This window comes from Rhodococcoides fascians A44A (assembly GCF_000760735.1).
GTDB lineage: Bacteria > Actinomycetota > Actinomycetes > Mycobacteriales > Mycobacteriaceae > Rhodococcoides > Rhodococcoides fascians_E.
Genome location: NZ_JMEX01000005.1, coordinates 605,081 through 624,212 on the forward strand (window position 1 = coordinate 605,081; position 19,132 = coordinate 624,212).

20 protein-coding genes are annotated in these 19,132 nt (G+C 65.6%); 9 read left to right on the forward strand and 11 right to left on the reverse strand.

From position 1 onward, the window contains the following. Positions 1-32 precede the first annotated feature (32 nt). The 3 genes from BH95_RS06620 to BH95_RS06630 form a co-directional block, all read right to left on the reverse strand. Positions 33-2,306 (reverse strand): polyribonucleotide nucleotidyltransferase, encoded by a 2,274-nt coding sequence (locus BH95_RS06620; RefSeq protein ID WP_037181430.1) that lies wholly within the window; start codon positions 2,304-2,306, stop codon positions 33-35. Between the two features lie 332 nt (positions 2,307-2,638). Further along, entirely contained in the window at positions 2,639-2,908 is a 270-nt protein-coding gene (rpsO, locus tag BH95_RS06625; protein WP_020110253.1) for a 30S ribosomal protein S15, read from the reverse strand. Positions 2,909-3,012: 104 nt separating this feature from the next. Next, complete coding sequence (locus BH95_RS06630; RefSeq protein ID WP_026347622.1) at positions 3,013-3,981, reverse strand: bifunctional riboflavin kinase/FAD synthetase; 969 nt, start codon at positions 3,979-3,981, stop codon at positions 3,013-3,015. A 103-nt stretch (positions 3,982-4,084) separates the two neighbouring features. Here BH95_RS06630 and BH95_RS06635 point away from each other — a divergent pair, with 103 nt between their 5' ends. Genes BH95_RS06635 through BH95_RS06650 form a run of 4 tightly spaced genes read left to right on the forward strand, consistent with a single transcriptional unit; the run spans position 4,085 to position 7,383 of the window. After that, the gene (locus BH95_RS06635) at positions 4,085-5,017 is read left to right on the forward strand and encodes a metal ABC transporter substrate-binding protein (RefSeq protein WP_019664177.1); all 933 of its coding nucleotides are present in this window, start codon (positions 4,085-4,087) and stop codon (positions 5,015-5,017) included. After that, the gene (locus tag BH95_RS06640) at positions 5,014-5,757 is read left to right on the forward strand and encodes a metal ABC transporter ATP-binding protein (protein ID WP_019664178.1); all 744 of its coding nucleotides are present in this window, start codon (positions 5,014-5,016) and stop codon (positions 5,755-5,757) included. Before BH95_RS06635 ends, BH95_RS06640 begins: the two co-directional genes overlap by 4 nt. Before the next feature lie 2 nt (positions 5,758-5,759). Further along, the gene (locus BH95_RS06645) at positions 5,760-6,620 is read left to right on the forward strand and encodes a metal ABC transporter permease (RefSeq protein WP_019664179.1); all 861 of its coding nucleotides are present in this window, start codon (positions 5,760-5,762) and stop codon (positions 6,618-6,620) included. A gap of 52 nt (positions 6,621-6,672) precedes the next feature. Beyond that, complete coding sequence (locus BH95_RS06650) at positions 6,673-7,383, forward strand: metal-dependent transcriptional regulator (RefSeq protein ID WP_019664180.1); 711 nt, start codon at positions 6,673-6,675, stop codon at positions 7,381-7,383. Positions 7,384-7,393: 10 nt separating this feature from the next. Here the strand turns inward: BH95_RS06650 and truB are convergent, their stop codons facing one another. From truB to BH95_RS06665, 3 genes are read right to left on the reverse strand one after another with little or no spacing between them, the layout of a single operon-like run. Then, positions 7,394-8,320 (reverse strand): tRNA pseudouridine(55) synthase TruB, encoded by a 927-nt coding sequence (gene truB, locus BH95_RS06655; RefSeq protein ID WP_033189606.1) that lies wholly within the window; start codon positions 8,318-8,320, stop codon positions 7,394-7,396. A 26-nt stretch (positions 8,321-8,346) separates the two neighbouring features. Continuing rightward, a complete protein-coding gene (gene npt, locus BH95_RS06660; protein ID WP_019664182.1) occupies positions 8,347-9,009 on the reverse strand; it encodes a 4'-phosphopantetheinyl transferase Npt in 663 nt (220 codons plus the stop codon). Continuing rightward, entirely contained in the window at positions 9,006-9,929 is a 924-nt protein-coding gene (locus tag BH95_RS06665) for a metallophosphoesterase family protein (RefSeq protein ID WP_037181433.1), read from the reverse strand. The genes npt and BH95_RS06665 overlap by 4 nt, the downstream gene beginning before the upstream one ends. A 148-nt stretch (positions 9,930-10,077) precedes the next feature. Between BH95_RS06665 and BH95_RS06670 the strand changes: the two genes are divergently transcribed. The 5 genes from BH95_RS06670 to BH95_RS06690 are packed head-to-tail and all read left to right on the forward strand — an operon-like array spanning position 10,078 to position 13,440. Then, positions 10,078-10,257, forward strand: coding sequence for a hypothetical protein (locus BH95_RS06670; protein ID WP_020110256.1), 180 nt, complete (start codon positions 10,078-10,080; stop codon positions 10,255-10,257). 42 nt (positions 10,258-10,299) lie between these two features. Continuing rightward, positions 10,300-10,698, forward strand: coding sequence for a TOBE domain-containing protein (locus BH95_RS06675; protein WP_020110257.1), 399 nt, complete (start codon positions 10,300-10,302; stop codon positions 10,696-10,698). Between the two features lie 27 nt (positions 10,699-10,725). After that, entirely contained in the window at positions 10,726-11,547 is an 822-nt protein-coding gene (gene modA / locus BH95_RS06680) for a molybdate ABC transporter substrate-binding protein (RefSeq protein ID WP_037142506.1), read from the forward strand. Beyond that, positions 11,544-12,353, forward strand: a complete 810-nt coding sequence (locus BH95_RS06685; RefSeq protein ID WP_019664187.1) for an ABC transporter permease — start codon at positions 11,544-11,546, stop codon at positions 12,351-12,353. The genes modA and BH95_RS06685 overlap by 4 nt, the downstream gene beginning before the upstream one ends. Before the next feature lie 13 nt (positions 12,354-12,366). Beyond that, on the forward strand, positions 12,367-13,440 hold the full coding sequence (locus BH95_RS06690; RefSeq protein WP_026347623.1) for a sulfate/molybdate ABC transporter ATP-binding protein: 1,074 nt from the start codon (positions 12,367-12,369) through the stop codon (positions 13,438-13,440). Here BH95_RS06690 and BH95_RS06695 read toward each other — a convergent pair. From BH95_RS06695 to infB, 5 genes are all read right to left on the reverse strand, one after another. Beyond that, complete coding sequence (locus BH95_RS06695; RefSeq protein ID WP_037181435.1) at positions 13,422-14,771, reverse strand: MATE family efflux transporter; 1,350 nt, start codon at positions 14,769-14,771, stop codon at positions 13,422-13,424. The genes BH95_RS06690 and BH95_RS06695 overlap by 19 nt on opposite strands. Further along, positions 14,758-15,744 (reverse strand): DHH family phosphoesterase, encoded by a 987-nt coding sequence (locus BH95_RS06700; RefSeq protein ID WP_019664190.1) that lies wholly within the window; start codon positions 15,742-15,744, stop codon positions 14,758-14,760. Before BH95_RS06700 ends, BH95_RS06695 begins: the two co-directional genes overlap by 14 nt. Before the next feature lie 5 nt (positions 15,745-15,749). Then, positions 15,750-16,214, reverse strand: coding sequence for a 30S ribosome-binding factor RbfA (rbfA, locus tag BH95_RS06705; protein WP_026347625.1), 465 nt, complete (start codon positions 16,212-16,214; stop codon positions 15,750-15,752). 32 nt (positions 16,215-16,246) lie between these two features. Beyond that, on the reverse strand, positions 16,247-16,537 hold the full coding sequence (locus BH95_RS06710; RefSeq protein WP_019664192.1) for a DUF503 domain-containing protein: 291 nt from the start codon (positions 16,535-16,537) through the stop codon (positions 16,247-16,249). Between the two features lie 125 nt (positions 16,538-16,662). Continuing rightward, the coding region (infB, locus tag BH95_RS28195) for a translation initiation factor IF-2 (protein WP_244164839.1) at positions 16,663-19,132 on the reverse strand (2,470 nt) is incomplete at its 5' end.

Consider the following 19,132-nt stretch of genomic DNA (forward strand, 5'->3'; position numbering starts at 1 on the left):
CGTAGGAACGTACCGTTCTGCCTTGTTGCTTCTTACTCAGCGTTTGCCTCGGCAGGTGCGTCGGCCGGAGCCGAATCGGACGAGCCTGCAGCAGCTGCTCCCTCTTCCTCGACGGGAACGAGGCTGATCTTGCCGCGGTTGTCGATATCGGCGATCTCCACACGAAGCTTCGATCCGACGCTCACGACGTCCTCGACCTTGTTGATGCGCTTGCCGCCGCCGAGCTTCGAGATGTGCACCAAGCCGTCGCGGCCGGGAAGCAGCGAAACGAATGCACCGAAAGCCGTTGTCTTGACGACGGTTCCGAGGAAGCGCTCGCCGACCTTCGGCAACTGCGGATTGGCGATGGCGTTGATCTTGTCGATCGCGGCCTGAGCGGACGGACCGTCCGCTGCACCGACGTAGACGGTGCCGTCATCTTCGATCGAGATGTTGGCGCCGGTCTCCTCGGTGATGGAGTTGATCATCTTGCCCTTGGGTCCGATGACCTCGCCGATCTTGTCGACGGGAACCTTGATGGCCGTGACACGAGGTGCGTACGGGCTCATCTCGTCCGGCGCGTCGATGGCCTCGGCCATGACCTCGAGGATCGTGGTGCGTGCGTCCTTCGCCTGCGACAGCGCGCCTGCCAGAACCTTCGACGGGATTCCGTCGAGCTTGGTGTCCAGCTGAAGTGCCGTGACGAAGTCCTTGGTACCAGCGACCTTGAAGTCCATGTCGCCGAAGGCATCTTCGGCGCCGAGGATGTCGGTCAATGCAACGTAACGGGTTTCGCCGTCGACCTCGTCGGACACCAGGCCCATGGCGATGCCCGCGACGGGAGCGCGCAGCGGCACACCGGCATTGAGCAAGGACAGCGTCGACGCGCAGACCGAACCCATCGAGGTCGAGCCGTTGGAGCTCAGCGCCTCGGAGACCTGGCGGATGGCGTACGGGAACTCGGCCTGGCTCGGCAGAACCGGCAACAGCGCGCGCTCGGCGAGCGCACCGTGGCCGATTTCGCGACGCTTCGGCGATCCGACGCGACCGGTCTCACCGGTCGAGTACGGCGGGAAGTTGTAATGGTGCATGTAGCGCTTGGACGTCTCGGGTCCGAGCGAGTCGACCTGCTGCGCCATCTTGACCATGTCGAGTGTCGTGACACCGAGGATCTGCGTCTCGCCGCGCTCGAACAGCGCCGAGCCGTGGGTACGCGGAATGATCGCGACCTCGGCGGACAGCGAACGAATGTCGGTGACGCCACGGCCGTCGATACGGAAGTGGTCGGTCAGGATGCGCTGACGCACCGACTTCTTGGTCAGCGCGCGGAACGCGGCACCGATTTCCTTCTCACGACCCTCGAACAAGTCGGAGACCTGCTCGAGTACCTGAGCCTTGACCTCGTCGAGCTTGTTCTCGCGCTCGGCCTTGCCTGCGATCGTCAGTGCTTCGCTCAACGGGATCTGAGCTGCATTGGCGACGGCGTCGTAGACGTCGGACTGGTACGGCGGGAACAGGGGGAAGTCACCGGTCGGCTTGGAGGCCTTGGCGGCGAGCTCCTGCTGTGCGGTACACAGCGCAGCAATGAACGGCTTCGAGGCTTCGAGCCCCTCGGCCACGATGGATTCGTTCGGTGCCTGTGCACCGCCCTCGATGAGCTCGATGACGTTCTCGGTGGCCTCGGCCTCGACCATCATGATCGCGACGTCGGCGTCGGCGCCGGAGCCCGAGACGATGCGTCCCGCGACGACCATGTTGAAGACGGCCTTCTCGAGCTGCTCGACCGTCGGGAACGCGACCCACTGCTTGTCGATGAGCGCGACACGCACACCACCGATGGGGCCGGAGAACGGCAGGCCTGCGATCTGCGTGGACGCGGATGCCGCGTTGATGGCCACGACGTCGTAGAGATCGGCCGGGTTGAGGCTCAGGACGGTGATGACTACCTGGATCTCGTTGCGGAGACCGTCGACGAACGTCGGGCGCAGCGGCCGGTCGATGAGGCGGCAGGTGAGGATGGCGTCGGTGGAGGGGCGACCCTCACGACGGAAGAACGATCCGGGGATGCGTCCGGCGGCGTACATCCGCTCTTCGACGTCGACCGTCAGCGGGAAGAAGTCGAACCCTTCGCGCGGGCTCTTGCCTGCCGACGTGGCGGACAGCAGCATGGTGTCCTCGTCGAGGTAGGCAGCGACGGCGCCGGATGCCTGCTGGGCGAGGCGACCGGTCTCGAACCGGATGCTGCGCTTGCCGTAGGTGCCGTTGTCGATGACGGCAGTTGCTTCGTAGACGCCTTCTTCGACGTCCAGGTTGGTGGTGTCTGTCATTCTCTTCTTCTCGTCCTCTCGTCTTTGCCGTGCGCGCACCGACGGACCACTGGCCCCGCTGCCATGTGCAGGCAGGGCTGCGGTCGCTGTTGCTCGGGGGCGGCCATCGATCGAAGCCCTGGGGACGAGAGCTTCGTCCGCCAAGGCCACTACCGAAGACCGACACCCTGGGTGCATCGGGCGAACACGGCGATGTGCGAACACCCATGTGTTCGCTTGTCTTGCTGGCGTGCCAAACACAGATAGCCAACGAGGAACAGTCTAAGCACTGCCTCGTTGGCTACTGCATATTTCGAAGACGGCCCACTTTCGCGGGCGCGTCGGCGCCGATGTTATCGACGCAGTCCCAGACGCTCGATGAGCGAACGGTACCGGGTGACATCCACCTTCGCGATGTACTTCAGCAGGCGACGACGACGTCCCACCAGCAGCAGCAGGCCGCGGCGGGAGTGGTGGTCGTGCTTGTGCTTCTTCAGGTGCTCGGTGAGGTCGGTGATGCGCTTGGTGAGCATCGCGACCTGCGCCTCGGGCGAACCGGTGTCGGTCGGGTGCAAGCCGTACTCGCCGAGAACGGCCTTCTTCTGTTCGGTGGTCAATGCCACTGGTACTACTCCTGATCACTGACGTCCGCGGGAAAGGAAAGCGGCGCAGCCACCACGGACCGCAGCATGCACCGAGAAGGCAGCCTACCAGGAGAGGCAGCCGGTCACGAAAGTCGGTCGGTCAGGGCGGCGCGGGCCTTCTCCGCGTCCCGACCCATCTCCTCGATCAAATCGTCGATCGATTCGAACTTCTCCATTCCGCGAATCCGCTCGACGAAATCGACCGCGACGTGCTGCCCGTAAAGGTCACCGTCACTGTCCAACACGAACGCCTCGACCGTCCGGGTCCGACCCGAGAACGTCGGGTTGGTGCCGACGGACACGGCAGCGCGGTGACGTTCACCCGGAGTCACGGTGCCGATGACCGGGCCGGGACCGAGCACGGTGAACCACGCCGCATAGACGCCGTCCGCCGGGATGGCCGAATACATCGGTGGCGCGACGTTCGCCGTCGGATATCCCAGTTGGCGTCCGCGACCGTCGCCGTGCACGACGACGCCCTCGACGCGGTGAGGACGCCCCAACGCAGCAGCAGCCGCGGACACGTCACCCGCGTCGACACACGAACGGATGTACGTGGACGAAAAGGTGACCGCATGCTCGGCCAGAAGATTGACGCCGTCGACGGCGAAACCGGATCGGTCGCCGACCTTGCGCAGCAACTCGACGTTGCCGAGCGCCTTCTTGCCGTAGGTGAAGTTCTCCCCCACCACGACCTCGGCGACATGCAACCGCTCCACCAGAATCTCGTGGACGTAGCGCTCCGGCGTCAGCTTCATCAGTTCGGGAGTGAACGGCATCACGCAGAACACGTCGATGCCCAATTCTTCCGCCAGCTCGGCCCGACGCGTGAGCGTCGTCAGCTGCGCCGGATGCGTTCCGGGCCGCACCACTTCCATCGGGTGCGGATCGAAAGTCATGAGCACACTGGGTATTCCACGCTCCTCGGCCGACGTCACCGCACGGCTGATCAACTGGGCGTGACCACGGTGGACGCCGTCGAATACGCCGATCGTGAGAACACAACGACCCCAGTCGGCAGGTACATCGTCGAGACCTCGCCATCTCTGCACGAGGAGAAGCCTACGGCCCGCGTCGGCGTGGGTCACTTCCGGATGGACATGTCGCGGCGAACAGCAGTGGACAAACCTGCAAACACTCTGCCAAGATTTCGGCGTGCCGAACTTATTTCTTCGACGCATCGCAGCCGTCCTGCTCGGCGTTGCGATTCTGGCGGGCTGCGCCCGCTCCGTAGGCGACGACGAACCGATCATCGCCGACGACGGGCGCCCGCTCGTCCTCACGACGTTCACGGTGCTTGCAGACATGGCACGCAATGTCGCCGGGGACCACCTGCGCGTCGAGTCGATCACCAAGGCCGGCGCCGAGATCCACGGATACGAGCCGACGCCGGGAGATCTGCGGACGGCAGAGGGAGCCGAGCTCATTCTCGACAACGGCCTGGGACTCGAATCGTGGTTCGAGAAGTTCGTCGAACGAGTTCCCGCACCGCACGCCGTCGTCAGCGCTGGTGTCGAGCCCGTGTTCATCCGTGACGACGCGTACGCCGGGAAGACCAACCCACACGCCTGGATGTCTCCCGTCGTCGCCGAGACCTACGTGGACAACATCGCCGCGGCGTTCGTGCGCCTCGATCCGGCCAACGAGTCGGACTACCGCGCCAATGCCGAGAGCTACAAGCTCGAATTGCGCGCTGTCGGCGACGAGCTGAAGCGCGATCTCGATCGGCTGCCCGCCGAGCAACGTGCCCTCGTGTCGTGCGAGGGTGCGTTCAGCTATCTCGCCCGGGACTTCGACCTGCAGGAGGCCTACCTCTGGCCGGTCAACGCCGAGCAGGAAGGCACGCCGAAGCAGGTGGTGTCCGCGATCCGGTTCGTCGAGGACAACGACGTACCCGCGGTGTTCTGCGAGTCGACCGTGTCCGACAAGGCACAGCTGCAGGTAGCCGAGGACACCGGAGCACGCTTCGGCGGCAAACTGTTCGTCGACTCGCTCAGTGATCAGGACGGTCCCGTACCCACCTACCTCGACCTTCTCGCATACGACGCTCGCACCATCACCGACGCACTACTCGGAAAGCCGGAATGACCACCATGACACCAGCACTGGACATCGTCGGAGTCTCCGTCGCCTACCGTGAGGTGACCGCACTGAGCGACGCCTCCCTCACCCTCGAATCCGGCCGCGTCTGCGGCCTCGTGGGCATGAACGGATCCGGCAAGTCGACCCTGTTCAAAGCGATCATGGGCGTCGTCCGACCGAACACCGGATCCATTCGAATCCATGGAGGGGCGCCCGCCGCCGCCCGCAAGAACGGGACGGTCAGTTATGTCCCACAGAGTGAGTCGGTGGACTGGACGTTCCCCGTCAGCGTCCGAGACGTGGTGATGATGGGTCGCTACGGGAAGCAGAATTGGATGCGCTCACCGCGTGCACGGGATCACGACGCCGTCGACGCCGCCCTGGACCGAGTGAACCTCACCGACCTCGCGGATCGCCAGATCGGCCGACTGTCGGGCGGCCAGCGCAAACGAGCGTTCGTGGCGCGAGCCATCGCCCAGGAGGCGTCACTCCTGCTGCTCGACGAACCGTTCGCAGGGGTGGACAAGCGCACCGAGGCCACCATCACTCGGTTGCTGAAGGAAATCGCGGCGGCCGGCTCGACGATCCTCGTCTCGACGCACGACCTGCACGCTCTCCCGGATCTGTGCGACGAGGCCGTCCTGCTTCAACAGCGGGTCCTGATGCACGGAGATCCCCGAGAGGTTCTGAAACCGGACAACCTGGCATTGGCCTTCGGCGTCTCGACCACATCGGAAGCGAGCTGACCATGGTTCTCGTCGACATCATCGTCGAACCTCTGCAGTACACCTTCATTCAGCGTGCGCTGCTCGTGACGGTCGTCGCATCGATCGTGTGCGCGGTGTTGAGCTGCTGGCTCGTGCTGATCGGATGGTCGCTCATGGGCGACGCCGTCTCGCACGCCGTCCTTCCCGGCGTGGCGCTGTCCTATCTACTCGGCGCACCGTTCGCGATCGGCGCACTGCTGTTCGCACTGATCGCCGTCGGAGCGATCGGCGTCGTCCGCAACACCACCTTGGTGAAGGAGGACGCCGCGATCGGGGTGGTGTTCACCACTCTGTTCGCGCTCGGTGTCGTGTTGATCTCGAAGTTTCCGAGCCAGATCGACCTCAATCACATACTGTTCGGCAACCTCCTCGGAGTGTCACGCGGCGACATGTGGCAGGTGATCGTGCTCGGCGGTCTCGCGTTCGGCGTGATGGTCGCCAAGCGCCGGGACTTCACGCTGTTCGCGTTCGACCGCACGCAGGCTCAGGCCGTCGGCATCTCCCCGACCGTGCTCTCGGGTCTGATGTTGACGCTGCTCGCCCTCACCACCGTCGTCGCGCTTCAGGCCGTCGGAGTGATCCTCGTGGTCGCCATGCTCATCACGCCAGGCGCCACCGCGTACCTGCTGACCGATCGCTTCGGGCGGATGCTCGTGCTCGCGCCGACCATCGGCGTCGGCTGCGCCGTGGTGGGCATCTACGTCAGCTTCTACCTCGACGTGTCGTCAGGCGGCATGGTTGTGCTGGCACAGGGACTGGTGTTCCTGCTCGCGTACCTGTTCAGCCCGAGCCAGGGTCTGGTGACTCGCGCGGTGCGCAGGCGCACGGAGGTCGCGGCCTGAACGCGCCGGAGGCAACGTGTCATTTCCGAGTGGATTGCCTAAGCTCGCTTTCGTGGCGGAAAGAACCGGTGAACCTATCGCGGCCGAAAACGTGCAACTGTCGGCCGTTGCACAGGACTACCTGAAGGTCATCTGGACAGCCAGCGAGTGGAGCGAGGACTCGGTCAGCACCAAGATGTTGTCGGAGCGCATCGGAGTGTCCGCATCCACGGTGTCCGAGGCAATCCGCAAGCTGGCCGACCAGGGCATGGTCGACCACGCGCGCTACGGCGCGATCTCGCTGACCGAACGCGGACGCACCGCGGCGATCGCGATGGTGCGTCGTCACCGCCTGATCGAGACCTTCCTCGTTCGCGAACTCGGTTACGGATGGGACGAGGTGCACGACGAAGCCGAGATCCTCGAGCACGCGGTCTCGGATCTCATGATGGCGCGGATCGACGCCAAACTCGGCTTCCCCGAACGCGATCCGCACGGCGACCCGATCCCGTCCGTCGACGGCGACATCGCCTCACCGGAAGCAACGCGCCTGAGCGACTACGTGGACGGGCAGTGTGGCCGCGTTGCCCGCATCTCGGATTCCGATCCGGCGATGCTTCGCTACTTCGACTCCGTCGGTATCACCCTCGACCTGTCGATCACCGTCGTCGAGCGCCGTGACTTCGCCGGAACGGTCGCCATCGAACTCGGCAAGACCGAGAGCGCAGGCCCGATCGACCTCGGCCAACGGGCCGCCGAGGCGATCTGGATGATCCCCGCCTGACGACGGTGCCCTACAGGCCGCGCAGTGTCGCCGGCCTCACGACCATCACCGAACTTGCACGCTTGCCCTTCTCCTGCAACAGGGCGATGGTGTGACCGGTCGGATCGATCGCCGCATACACCCCCGACAGACCGATCGGATCGAGCCACCGCCCCTGGCTGATCGACTCTGCTTCCTCCGCACTGATCTCACGGTGCGGAAACGCCGTCCTCGCGGCCTCGTCGATATCCAGGCTGACCGACGGTGATTCGGCAAGGTCCTCCAGCGTGCGCGCATGTTCGAGAGTGAAGGGACCGACTCTCGTGCGGCGCAGCACCGTCAGGTGGCCACCCACCCCCAGCGCGTCGCCGAGATCACGCGCCAGAGCACGCACGTAAGTTCCGGACGAACAGTCGACCTCCACGTCGAGATCGACGAAACCGCCGTCCGGCACGTCCTGTCGGCCCACGACATCGAACCTCGTCACCGTCACTCGCCGTGACGGAATCGTGAAGTCCTCGCCGGCCCGCACCAACTTGTGCGCGCGCTGACCGTCCACCTTGATGGCGCTGACACTGGACGGGACCTGATCGATCTCACCGGTCAACACGGCCACGTGCCGAGCGACCGCCTCGTCCGTCACTGCCGACGCGTCGACGTCGAGGACGGTGTCCCCTTCGGCGTCATCGGTGGTCGTGGTACGCCCGAGCCGGATGGTCGCGGTGTACGCCTTGGTCGTCAACGCCAGCAGACCGAGCATCTTCGTCGCACGTTCGATTCCCAACACGAGCACCCCCGTGGCCATCGGGTCCAAGGTCCCTGCATGCCCGACCTTGCGGGTGTTCAGCAACTTTCGGCACGACGCGACCACGTCGTGGCTCGTCACCCCGGCTTCTTTGTCGACGATCAACAACCCGGCGCCGACGAGGCCGGACGACAACTTCCCACGTGCAGACACGGGAGTTCATTCTGCCAGGAGGCAGGTCAGGTCACTGCAATCGCCGTGACGATCAGTCCGTCGGAGACGAGCCATCTACCGTCGAACGAGCTCAGCGGGGGTCCACTGATCGTGGTGCCCGGCACCAGAAGGGTCGAGTGGAACGTTCCGGACAGATCGGTTCCCGTACCCGTTCGCTCGAACGTGATGTGGGCGTCCTCGAATCCGAGCCATCTGCCCGTCAGCGGCTCCCACGCCTTGTAGGTGGCTTCCTTGGCGCAGAACAGAAGCCGATCCCAGTGAAGACTGGAATCCGCCCCCGACAGCCACTCACGTTCCTTGTCCAGGCTCACGGCATCGAGAACCCCGTCGGGTAGAGGGCCGTGAGGTTCGGCGTCGATACCCACCGAGCGGATCTGCAGGGCGTGCGCCAGGACGGCACCTCGATACCCGTCGCAATGCGTCAGCGAGCCGACGACACCCTTGGGCCATTGCGGCGCACCGGACTTGCCGCGCAGGATCGGAGCCGGCTCGACACCGAGCTTGTCCATCGCAACGCGGGCGCAGTGACGGGCCGACGTGAATTCACGCTTGCGTTTGTCCACCGCCTTCGCCACGAGCGGCGCCTCGAGCGGATGCGGTTGCAGTCCGGGCGGATCTTCGAAGAGTTCTGCAGCGACGACACCGTTCGGCAGGATCGACTCGATCACTTGTTCGCCCTCATCCTCTCTACTTCCGCCTCCATTTCGGGAGTCACCGTGAAGTGACCGCCCCATTTGTTCAGCGTGCCCTCGGGGTACTCGGGAACCGGGAGAATCTGACGCAGCACGTTCGACGGCAGACCACGTCGCTGCCACTCTCGCGGGTAGCCGACGGACACCTCCTCGAACCGCACCCCGTCGTAATAGGTCGTCCGCGGAATGTGCAGATGCCCGTAGACCGAGCAGATCGCGTTGTAACGGGTGTGCCAGTCCGCGGTCAGCGTCGAGCCGCACCACAAAGCGAACTCCGGATAGAACAGAACGTCGGTCGGCTGCCGAACCATCGGGAAGTGATTGATCAAAACCGTGGGAACGGAAGTGTCGAGCGCGTCGAGTCGTGCACGAGTGCTGTCGATTCGAGCCCGGCACCAAGCGTCCCTGGTGGCGTACGGCTGGGGCGAGAGAAGGAATTCGTCCGTTGCGACGACGTTCTTGTCCCGCGCGATCTTCAGTCCGTGCTCCTTGTCGATCGCACCTCGCGGCAGAAACGAGTAGTCGTAGAGGAGGAACATCGGTACCAACGTCGCCGGTCCCCCTTCGCCCTCCCAGACCGGGTACGGATCCTCCGGTGTCACGACGCCGATCTCGCGACACAGGTTCACCAGGTACTCGTAGCGTGCAACGCCGTGGATCTGAACCGGATCCTTCGCCGTGGTCCACAACTCGTGATTTCCCGGCACCCAGATCACCTCGGCGAACCTGCTGCGCAGCAGTTCCAGCGCCCATCTGATGTCGTCCGTCTTCTCGGAGACGTCACCGGCGACGATGAGCCAATCCTCGGGAGACTCGGGATGAATGTCCTCGGTGACCGGCCGATTACCGCGGTGGCCGACGTGGATGTCGCTGACTGCCCAGAGCTTGGCTGTCACAGGCCAGAAGTCCTTCCGATCACGGTGTGGTTGCGTCCTCGATGCAGAACCAACGCGTGGTTGACCCCTGCCATTCCTGATTGTCCCCTGCCACTACCGGCGACGCGCGCTCGACCCACGGCGTCGGCCGGATGCGAGAATCGGACACATGGGAAACAAGAGCGCGCTCCGGGCGGGTCTGATTCTGTCGGTCATGGCCGCGTTCCTCGCCGGAATCGCCTCCGACAACTTCGTGACCGGGTTCGCGATCACCGCGGTCGTCTGCATCGTCGCGTTGCTCGCGGCTCACTTCGCCGCGCAGAGGGTGATCTCCCGACGAAACCGATGATCGACGCAGTGGATCCGCATCTGCTGGTCTAAAGTCTCATTCATGCCGCAATCACGGATTCGGGTACGCGACGCCGCCGCCCTGCTCGGCGTGAGCGACGACACGGTGCGCCGATGGATCGACAGCGGAGCCCTACCCGCAGGCAAGGACGAGGCGGGCCGCAAGGTCGTCGACGGCGCCGTGCTCGCCACGTTCGCCCGAGACCACGCGTCGCCGCCGCCGGACCCGACGGGCACCGAGAGTTCGGCGCGGAACCGGTTGGTCGGACTCGTCACCAAGGTCACCTCGGACACCGTGATGAGCGAAGTCGAAATGCAGTGCGGACCGTTCACCGTCGTCTCGCTGATGAGCACGGAATCGGTACGCACACTGGGGCTCGAACCGGGGAAGATCTCCGTCGCCGTCGTGAAAGCAACCACCGTCATCGTCGAAGCGCCCTGAACAGGCCATTTCCGTGGAGGAAGACCATTGAAGCGATCACTCGTCACTACTCTCGTCGCAGTCGGATCGTGCGCCGCACTTCTGTCCGCATGCTCGAACGCCGACGATTCGGACGCGCTGATGGACTCGACCGAGCCCACCAGCGCGTCCGAATCCTCGTCGGGATCCGACGTCACCGGTGACATCACCGTGTTCGCAGCCGCGTCACTGAAGGCCACGTTCACCGAGCTCGGCGAGACGTTCGAGGCCGAGCACCCCGGCGCCACCGTCGAATTCAATTTCGCCGGATCGTCCGACCTGGTGAACCAAATCGCTCAGGGCGCTCCCGCCGACGTCTTCGCCTCGGCCGACACCAACAACATGACCAAGGCGGTGGAAGGGAATCTCGTCGACGGGGACCCGGTGGACTTCGCCACGAACACACTCACCATCGTCACTGCTCCGGGCAACCCCAAGAACGTGACGTCGTTCGCGGACCTCGCGAACCCGGACGTACTGACGGTCGTCTGCGCACCCCAGGTTCCATGCGGAAGTGCCACCCAGAAGGTCGAGGACGCTACCGGAACCACGATCCCCGCGGTCAGTGAGGAGTCCGCCGTCACCGACGTACTCGGTAAGGTCACCTCGGGCCAGGCCGACGCGGGCCTGGTCTACGTCACGGACGCCGCGGGCGCCGGCGATCAGGTCACCGCGGTCGAGTTCCCGGAGGCGTCGGGTGCCGTCAACACCTACCCGATCGTGGTGCTGAAGAACAGCGACAACGCCGCCACCGCAGCCGCATTCGAAGCCCTCGTCACCGGAGAGCAGGGCCGGAAAGTTCTGGCCGAGGCAGGATTCGCCGCACCGTGATCTTCACGCGCCGCGGGAACGACGTCCGACTCGGCCTACCGGGCTGGATCTTCGTCCCCGCGGCAGTCGGCGCAGTGTTCGTGGTCCTTCCACTCGTCGCGATTCTCCTTCGAATCGAGTGGACCGACTTCGTTCCGCTCGTCACGTCGGAGTCGTCGCGGACGGCCCTGCTGCTCAGCATGAAGACCGCCGCGATCAGCACGCTGCTGTGCGTCGTGTTCGGAGTTCCGATGGCGCTCGTCCTCGCACGGACGGAATTCACCGGTCTGTCCGTCCTTCGTGCGCTGGTCTTGCTCCCCCTCGTGTTGCCTCCCGTCGTCGGCGGGATCGCCCTGCTCTACACGTTCGGTCGTCTCGGATTGATCGGTGAACATCTCGAAGCATGGGGTATCTCGATTGCCTTCTCGACGACGGCAGTGGTCCTGGCGCAGACGTTCGTGTCTCTGCCTTTCCTCGTGGTGAGCCTCGAAGGCGCACTGCGGACTTCGGGCCGCGACTACGAAACAGTGGCCGCCACTCTCGGTGCCAAGCCCACCACGGTGCTGCGCCGGGTCACCGTTCCGTTGGTGTTGCCCGGCCTCGTGTCCGGCGCGGTTCTCGCATTCGCCCGTGCCCTCGGTGAATTCGGTGCCACGCTGACGTTCGCGGGATCGCTGGAAGGAAGAACGAGGACTCTGCCACTGGAGATCTACCTCCAGCGTGAAACCGATGCCGACGCTGCCGTCGCACTGTCCCTGCTGCTGATCGTGGTCGCCGCCGTCATCGTCGTCGCAGCACGCGGTCGCCGGGTCGCCGGCGCATTGTGAGGGGGCCTGTGCTGTGAGTTCGATACACCTGAGCGCCGACGTCGCCGCCCGCGGCGTGGACATACAGTTCGACGCCGACGACGGCGAGACGGTCGCTGTCCTCGGGCCGAACGGAGCAGGCAAGTCCACCTTGCTCTCGCTGATAGCAGGCCTGCTCAGACCGGATACAGGACGTGTCGTGCTGGGGCCGGACGTCGTGACCGACACCAGCACTGGGACATTCGTCCCCGCTCATGCACGTGGCGTGGCGAGCCTTACGCAGAAGCCACTGCTGTTTCCGCATCTGTCGGTCGAGGCCAACGTCGCGTTCGCGCCGCGCAGCCGAGGAGCCGGGCGACGTCAGGCGCATACGACGGCCCGTACGTGGCTCGGCGCGGTCGACGCGTTGGAGCTCGCCGACCGCCGACCGAGAGGGCTCTCGGGCGGACAAGCCCAGCGAGTAGCCATCGCACGAGCGCTCGCGGCCGACCCGCGGGTTCTTCTTCTCGACGAGCCGATGGCCGCCCTCGACATCGACACTGCGCCTGCGGTGCGCCGCTTGCTCCGCACCGTCCTGCGCGAGCAGAGACGCACCGCCGTCGTGGTGACCCACGACCTGCTCGACGCACTGGCACTCGCGGACACCGTCGTCGTCGTCGAGAAGGGAAGGATCGTCGAGCGGGGCCCGACGACCGAGGTACTCACCGCGCCTCGCAGCGCATTCGCCGCCAGGATAGCCGGGGTGAACCTGGTCGCCGGGACCGCGGACAGCGCAGGCTCGCTGACGACCGCCTGGGGTTCGACGGTCCACGGTCACGGGGAGTCCGTGGCCGGCGGTGCCGTCGCCGTGTTCGCGCCGTCGTCGGTCGCCGCCCACATCGAAGCCCCACATGCAAGTCCGCGCAACGTCTTTCCGGTGACGATCGCCGAGATGGACGTCCACGGCGCCACCGTTCGACTACGTGCGGCCAAGCATTCGGACGGCAGCCCCGGCATCGCCGCGGATGTGACGCCTGCTGCCGTCGCGGAATTGCACCTCGAACCTGGGATGGACGTGTTCTTCGTCGTCAAGAGCCAGGAAGTGACGATTCATCCGGCCTCACGCTGAATGTCGGCGCCGACCAGTGCCCACTTGCCGGACAGTGTCCTCACCACGACCGCGATCATGCGCAGGGTGACGAACACGCCGAGCCCGAACCAGATTCCGCGCAGTCCCCAGTCGAAGGCCAGGGCCATCCAGATCGCGGGTAGGAATCCGATCAGAGCGCACGCCAGTGTGGCCGTGCGGAGGAATGCTGCGTCGCCTGCGCCGAGGAGCACCCCGTCGAGGGCGAACACCACACCGGCGATCGGAACGATGACGACGAAGATCCACCAGATCGAGTGCATCTCGGCCACGACGCTGCCGTCGGTGGTGAACAGAGCCGGTATCACCGGACGGCCTACCGCGAACACGCCCGCGAGGACCGCGGCGAAGATCGTGGACCACACCGTCAGTCGCCATCCGAGGCGGGTGGCACCGCGCACATCCCCTCTACCCAGCGCCGCGCCCACCAAGGTCTGCGCGGCTATGGCAAGAGAGTCGAGCGTGAGGGACACCAGGTTCCACATGTGCAGGACCACCTGATTGGCGGCGACCGACGCGGCACCGAATCTCGACGCCACGGCCGCGGCCGACAGGAAGCACGCTTGGAATGCCAGGCTGCGGAGGACGAGGTCGCGACCCAGTACCAACTGTGCGCGCATGATCGACCACGACGGTCGCAGCGGCACGCCGGAACGCACCACCGCGGCCACGAAGAACGCGCCCGATACAGCCTGGCCAACGACGTTTGCCACTGCGGATCCGACGAGGCCGAGATCGGGGAACCCCGCGAGTCCGTGCACCAGCAGTGGGCACAACACAGCGGACAGACCGAGCCCGACCAGGACGAATCGAAGAGGCCTCACCGTGTTCTGGACACCACGCATCCACCCGTTCCCGGCAAGTGACACGAGAATGAACGGCACGCCGAGCACCGCGACGCGGAACCACTGCACTGCCTGGGCCGTGATGTCGCCGCCGCCGCCGATGACGGTGAGGATCGGTACGCACAGCATCTGCATGACGCCCACGATGACTGTTCCGAGTATCAGTGCGAGCCAGGTCGCCTGCGCGCCCTCGCCCACGGCGTCACGTTCACGACCCGCTCCGTGCATGCGGGCAGCGCGGGCAGTCGTGCCGTAGGACAGGAACGTCAATTGGGTACTGACCTGGGCCAGTACCAGGCCGCCGACCGCCAGCCCGGCAAGGGCCGCTGCTCCGAGCCTACCTACGACAGCCGCATCGAACAGCAGGTACAACGGTTCCGCAGCGAGAACACCGAGCGCGGGAAGCGCAAGCCCGAGTATCCGACGAGGTGACGCATCCTGGGAGGCGTCGACGTCAACCGAGGGCATCTGTCAGAGTCTCGATCACGTCCGATTTCGAGCCGAAAGCAGTGAAGCCGGCAGCGTTGCGATGGCCGCCGCCGCCCAGAGTTGCTGCCACCGCGGACACGTCGACCGATGCCTTCGACCGAAGCGACACCGTCCATTCGTCGCCCGCCTGCTGCTTCAGTACCGCCGCTACTTCTGCCTCCGTAGTGGTTCGGACGATGTCGATGACACTTTCGATCTCCTCGGACCGAAGCCCTTCGGAGTTCTCACGAAGGATCGCCGCGTACACCAGGCCACGACCGCCGACTGCGTCGGGCACCAGCGTTGCCGAACCGAGGACGGAACCGAGCATGGGCAGCCAACCGAAGGGATGACTGTCGAGAAGTTTGCGTGCGATGGCACCACCGTCGATACCCGTCGCGAGCAAGCGCTCGGCCAGCAGATGCGAGCCGGGACGGACCCACCGGAACGAGCCTGTGTCGGTCACCAGGCCCGCGAACAGGCAGTGCGCCAACTCGGCATCGATGTCGACGTTCCAAAGATCGAGAAGGCGGGTGATGACGGCTGTCGTGGACTCGGCGTCGGCATCGACCACGTTCAGCGATCCGAATCGAGTGTTGGAACGGTGATGGTCGATCACCAGGGACGCGCGCGCCGAGTCGATCCGACTCGCCAAGCTACCGAGACGCTCGCGGCTGCCCGCGTCGACCGTCACCACCAAGTCCACCTGAGACCGGACTTGGTCCGACGGGACGAGCAGCTCGCACCCAGGCAGCTCGTTCATGGACTCGGGAAGCGTGTCGGGGACGGCGAACGACACCTGTACCGGGACGCCTCGGCGATGCAGGACCAGAGCAAGGGCCAAGCCGCTCCCGATCGTGTCGGCATCCGGGTGCACGTGGCAGAGCACGGTCACGCTCTGCGCGGTGTCCAGCAAGGACACAGCCGAGGTGAGCTCGGTCTCCACCGACTCGATGCCGGGTGTCGTCGTCACGTCGATCAGTCCAGGTCGGCGTTCGGGTCCGACGATGCTTCGCGCGGAGCCTTGTACGGATCCGGGTCACCGGCCGGCTTGGCGGAGGCCGCGACCCTGGCGACTTCGCTGTCCGCTTCGCGCGCGCGGGCGAGCAGTTCCTCCATGTGCCGCGCCGTGTCCGGAACGGTGTCCGTCACGAACGTCAACGTGGGGGTGAACCGCACTCCTGTACCTGCGCCGACCTTCGACCGGAGAACGCCCTTCGCCTTCTCCAGACCGGCGGCTGCACCCTCGAGATCAGGTGCGGTGTCCAGGTCCTCACCCATGACGGTGTAATAGATCGTCGCATCGTGCAGGTCAGCCGTGACCTTGCAGTCGGTGATGGTCACGAACGCCAACCGCGGGTCCTTGACCTCGTGGTCGATGGCCGTCGCAACGATGGCGGCAATTCGCTTGGAGAGCCGCCGAGCTCTCGCCTGATCCACCATGAACTCCACGCTCCTCACACACGGTGCCCGAGTCAGTCCTCGGGACCGAAAATTCTTCTTCTTACAGCCAACAATTCCAGATCGTGACGTTCGGCGACGTGCCGCTCGCATTCGTCCAGCTTGTCGTGCAGACCGTCGACATCCGATCCGACCGCGGCTATACCGAACAGCGAGCGCCGAAATCGGTCACGTTCACCCGTCTCCGCCGCGGACACACCGAACCGCTGCAGTTCCGACAGGACCGGTTCCACGGTCGACCGCTTGTCGGCGAGCGAACGTATGTCCCCCAGCAGTACGTCCAGCTCCAGAGCACCCAGGTACACGAGGCCTTCCTTCGATCGGTTCGCGTGAGACGCTCCGGCGGCGGTACGTGTGCCGTACCGCCGCCGAAGCAGAACTCAATGCAGTGCCACTCCCCTACTCACCACTGCCACCAGTGACCACGTCACTAGTCGCGAGGCTTCTCACGAAGCTCGTACGCCTCGATGACATCTCCCACCTTGATGTCCGAGTACGTCACCGTGAGACCACATTCGTATCCCTCGCGCACCTCGACCGCGTCGTCCTTCTCGCGGCGAAGCGAGGAGATGGTGACGGTCTCCGCGACCACTGCGTTGTCACGCAGCAACCGAGCCTTGGCATTGCGACGGATCGTACCGGAGGTGACGAGGCAACCTGCGATGTTTCCGACCTTGGAGGAACGGAACAGCGCGCGGATTTCGGCCTGACCCAGTGCCACCTCTTCGTAGATCGGCTTGAGCATGCCCTTGAGGGCCTTCTCGATTTCGTCGATCGCCTGGTAGATGACGGAGTAGTACCGGATGTCGACGCCCTCGCGGTTGGCCAGCTCGGTGGCCTTGCCCTCCGCGCGCACGTTGAAGCCGATGATGATCGCGTTGGATGCCGACGCCAGGTTGACGTTGGTCTCCGTGACGCCACCGACACCGCGGTCGATGACGCGCAGTTCGACTTCGTCGTCGATCTCGATACCGAGGAGAGCCTCTTCGAGGGCCTCCACCGTTCCGGAGTTGTCACCCTTGAGGATCAGGTTGAGCTGCGAAGTCTCCTTCAGAGCTGCATCGAGATCGTCGAGGCTGATGCGCTTGCGACTCTTCGCGGCGAGCGCGTTGCGCTTGCGTGCGTTGCGTCGATCGGCAATCTGACGGGCGATGCGGTCCTCGTCGACGACGAGGAGGTTGTCGCCTGCTCCGGGCACCGAGGTGAAGCCGACGACCTGAACCGGCCGCGACGGCAGTGCCTCGGTGACATCGGCACCGTGCTCGTCGACCATGCGACGAACACGTCCGTAGGCGTCACCCGCCACGATCGAGTCGCCGACGCGGAGCGTTCCGCGCTGGATGAGCACGGTCGCCACCGGTCCACGACCGCGGTCGAGGTGTGCCTCGATGGCAACACCCTGAGCGTCCATGTCCGGGTTGGCCCGCAGGTCGAGAGCAGCATCCGCCGTCAGCAGCACCGCTTCGAGGAGGGCATCGATGTTGGTGCCCTGCTTGGCGGAGATGTCGACGAACATTGTGTCGCCGCCGTACTCCTCGGCAACCAGTCCGTACTCGGTCAGCTGCTGCCGGATCTTGTCCGGGTTCGCGCCTTCCTTGTCGATCTTGTTGACCGCGACCACGATCGGTACATCCGCAGCCTGCGCGTGGTTGATGGCCTCGACCGTCTGCGGCATGACGCCGTCGTCGGCCGCGACGACCAGGATTGCGAGGTCGGTGGCCTTGGCACCGCGAGCACGCATGGCCGTGAAGGCCTCGTGACCGGGGGTGTCGATGAAGGTCACGAGACGCTCGTTGCCTTCGAGCTCGGTCAACACCTGGTAGGCACCGATGTGCTGCGTGATTCCGCCGGCTTCGCCCTCACGAACGGCCGTGTTGCGGATCGAGTCGAGCAAGCGGGTCTTACCGTGGTCGACGTGGCCCATGACGGTGACCACGGGAGGACGCTGTTCGAGGTCTTCCTCGCCACCCTCGTCCTCGCCGTAGGTCAGGTCGAAGCTGTCGAGCAGCTCGCGGTCCTCGTCCTCCGGGCTGACGACCTGGACGACGTAGTTCATCTCGCCGCCGAGCAGTTCCAGCGTCTCGTCGTTGACCGACTGAGTGGCCGTCACCATCTCGCCGAGGTTGAACAGGGCCTGCACGAGTGCCGCCGGGTTCGCGTCGATCTTCTCCGCGAAATCGGACAGCGACGCACCGCGGGCAAGGCGAATCGTTTCGCCGTTGCCGCGTGGCAGCCTGACGCCGCCGACGGCGGGCGCCTGCATGGAGTCGTATTCCTGCCTCTTCTGACGCTTCGACTTACGTCCACGCCGAGGAGCACCACCTGGACGCCCGAAGGCACCGGCTGCTGCACCGCGCTGGCCTGGACGACCGCCACCACCTGGGCGACCGCGGAATCCGCCTGCGGGAGCTCCACCTGCAGGAGCACCACCGGGCGCGCCGGGTGCGCCGCCGCCGCGGTAGCCACCGCCACCACCCGGACGACCGCCTGGAGCGCCGCCTGGGCGGCCCGGGCGACCTGCTGCAGGTCCCGGACGTGCCGAACGAGTAGGCATTGCACCCGGGTTCGGGCGCGGAGGCATGGAACCGGGGCTCGGACGTGGGCCACCCTGGCCCGGAGCCGGACGGGGACCGCCCTGGCCGGGTGCCGGACGGCTACCCGCCTGGGGCGCAGCCGGGCGAGGTCCACCCTGACCGGGTGCCGGACGACCGCCGCCGGGGCGAGGTCCGCCCGGTGCGGGGCGCGGTGCCGGACGCTCGGCCGGAGCCGACGAGTACGGGTTGTTGCCGACACGGGGCGCCTTGGGACCGGGCTTCGGGCCGGGTGCGCCCGGCTTGGGTCCTGCGGGAGCCGCCGGCGCAGCAGACGCGGCTGGAGCCGCCGGGGCTGGGACGCGCGCG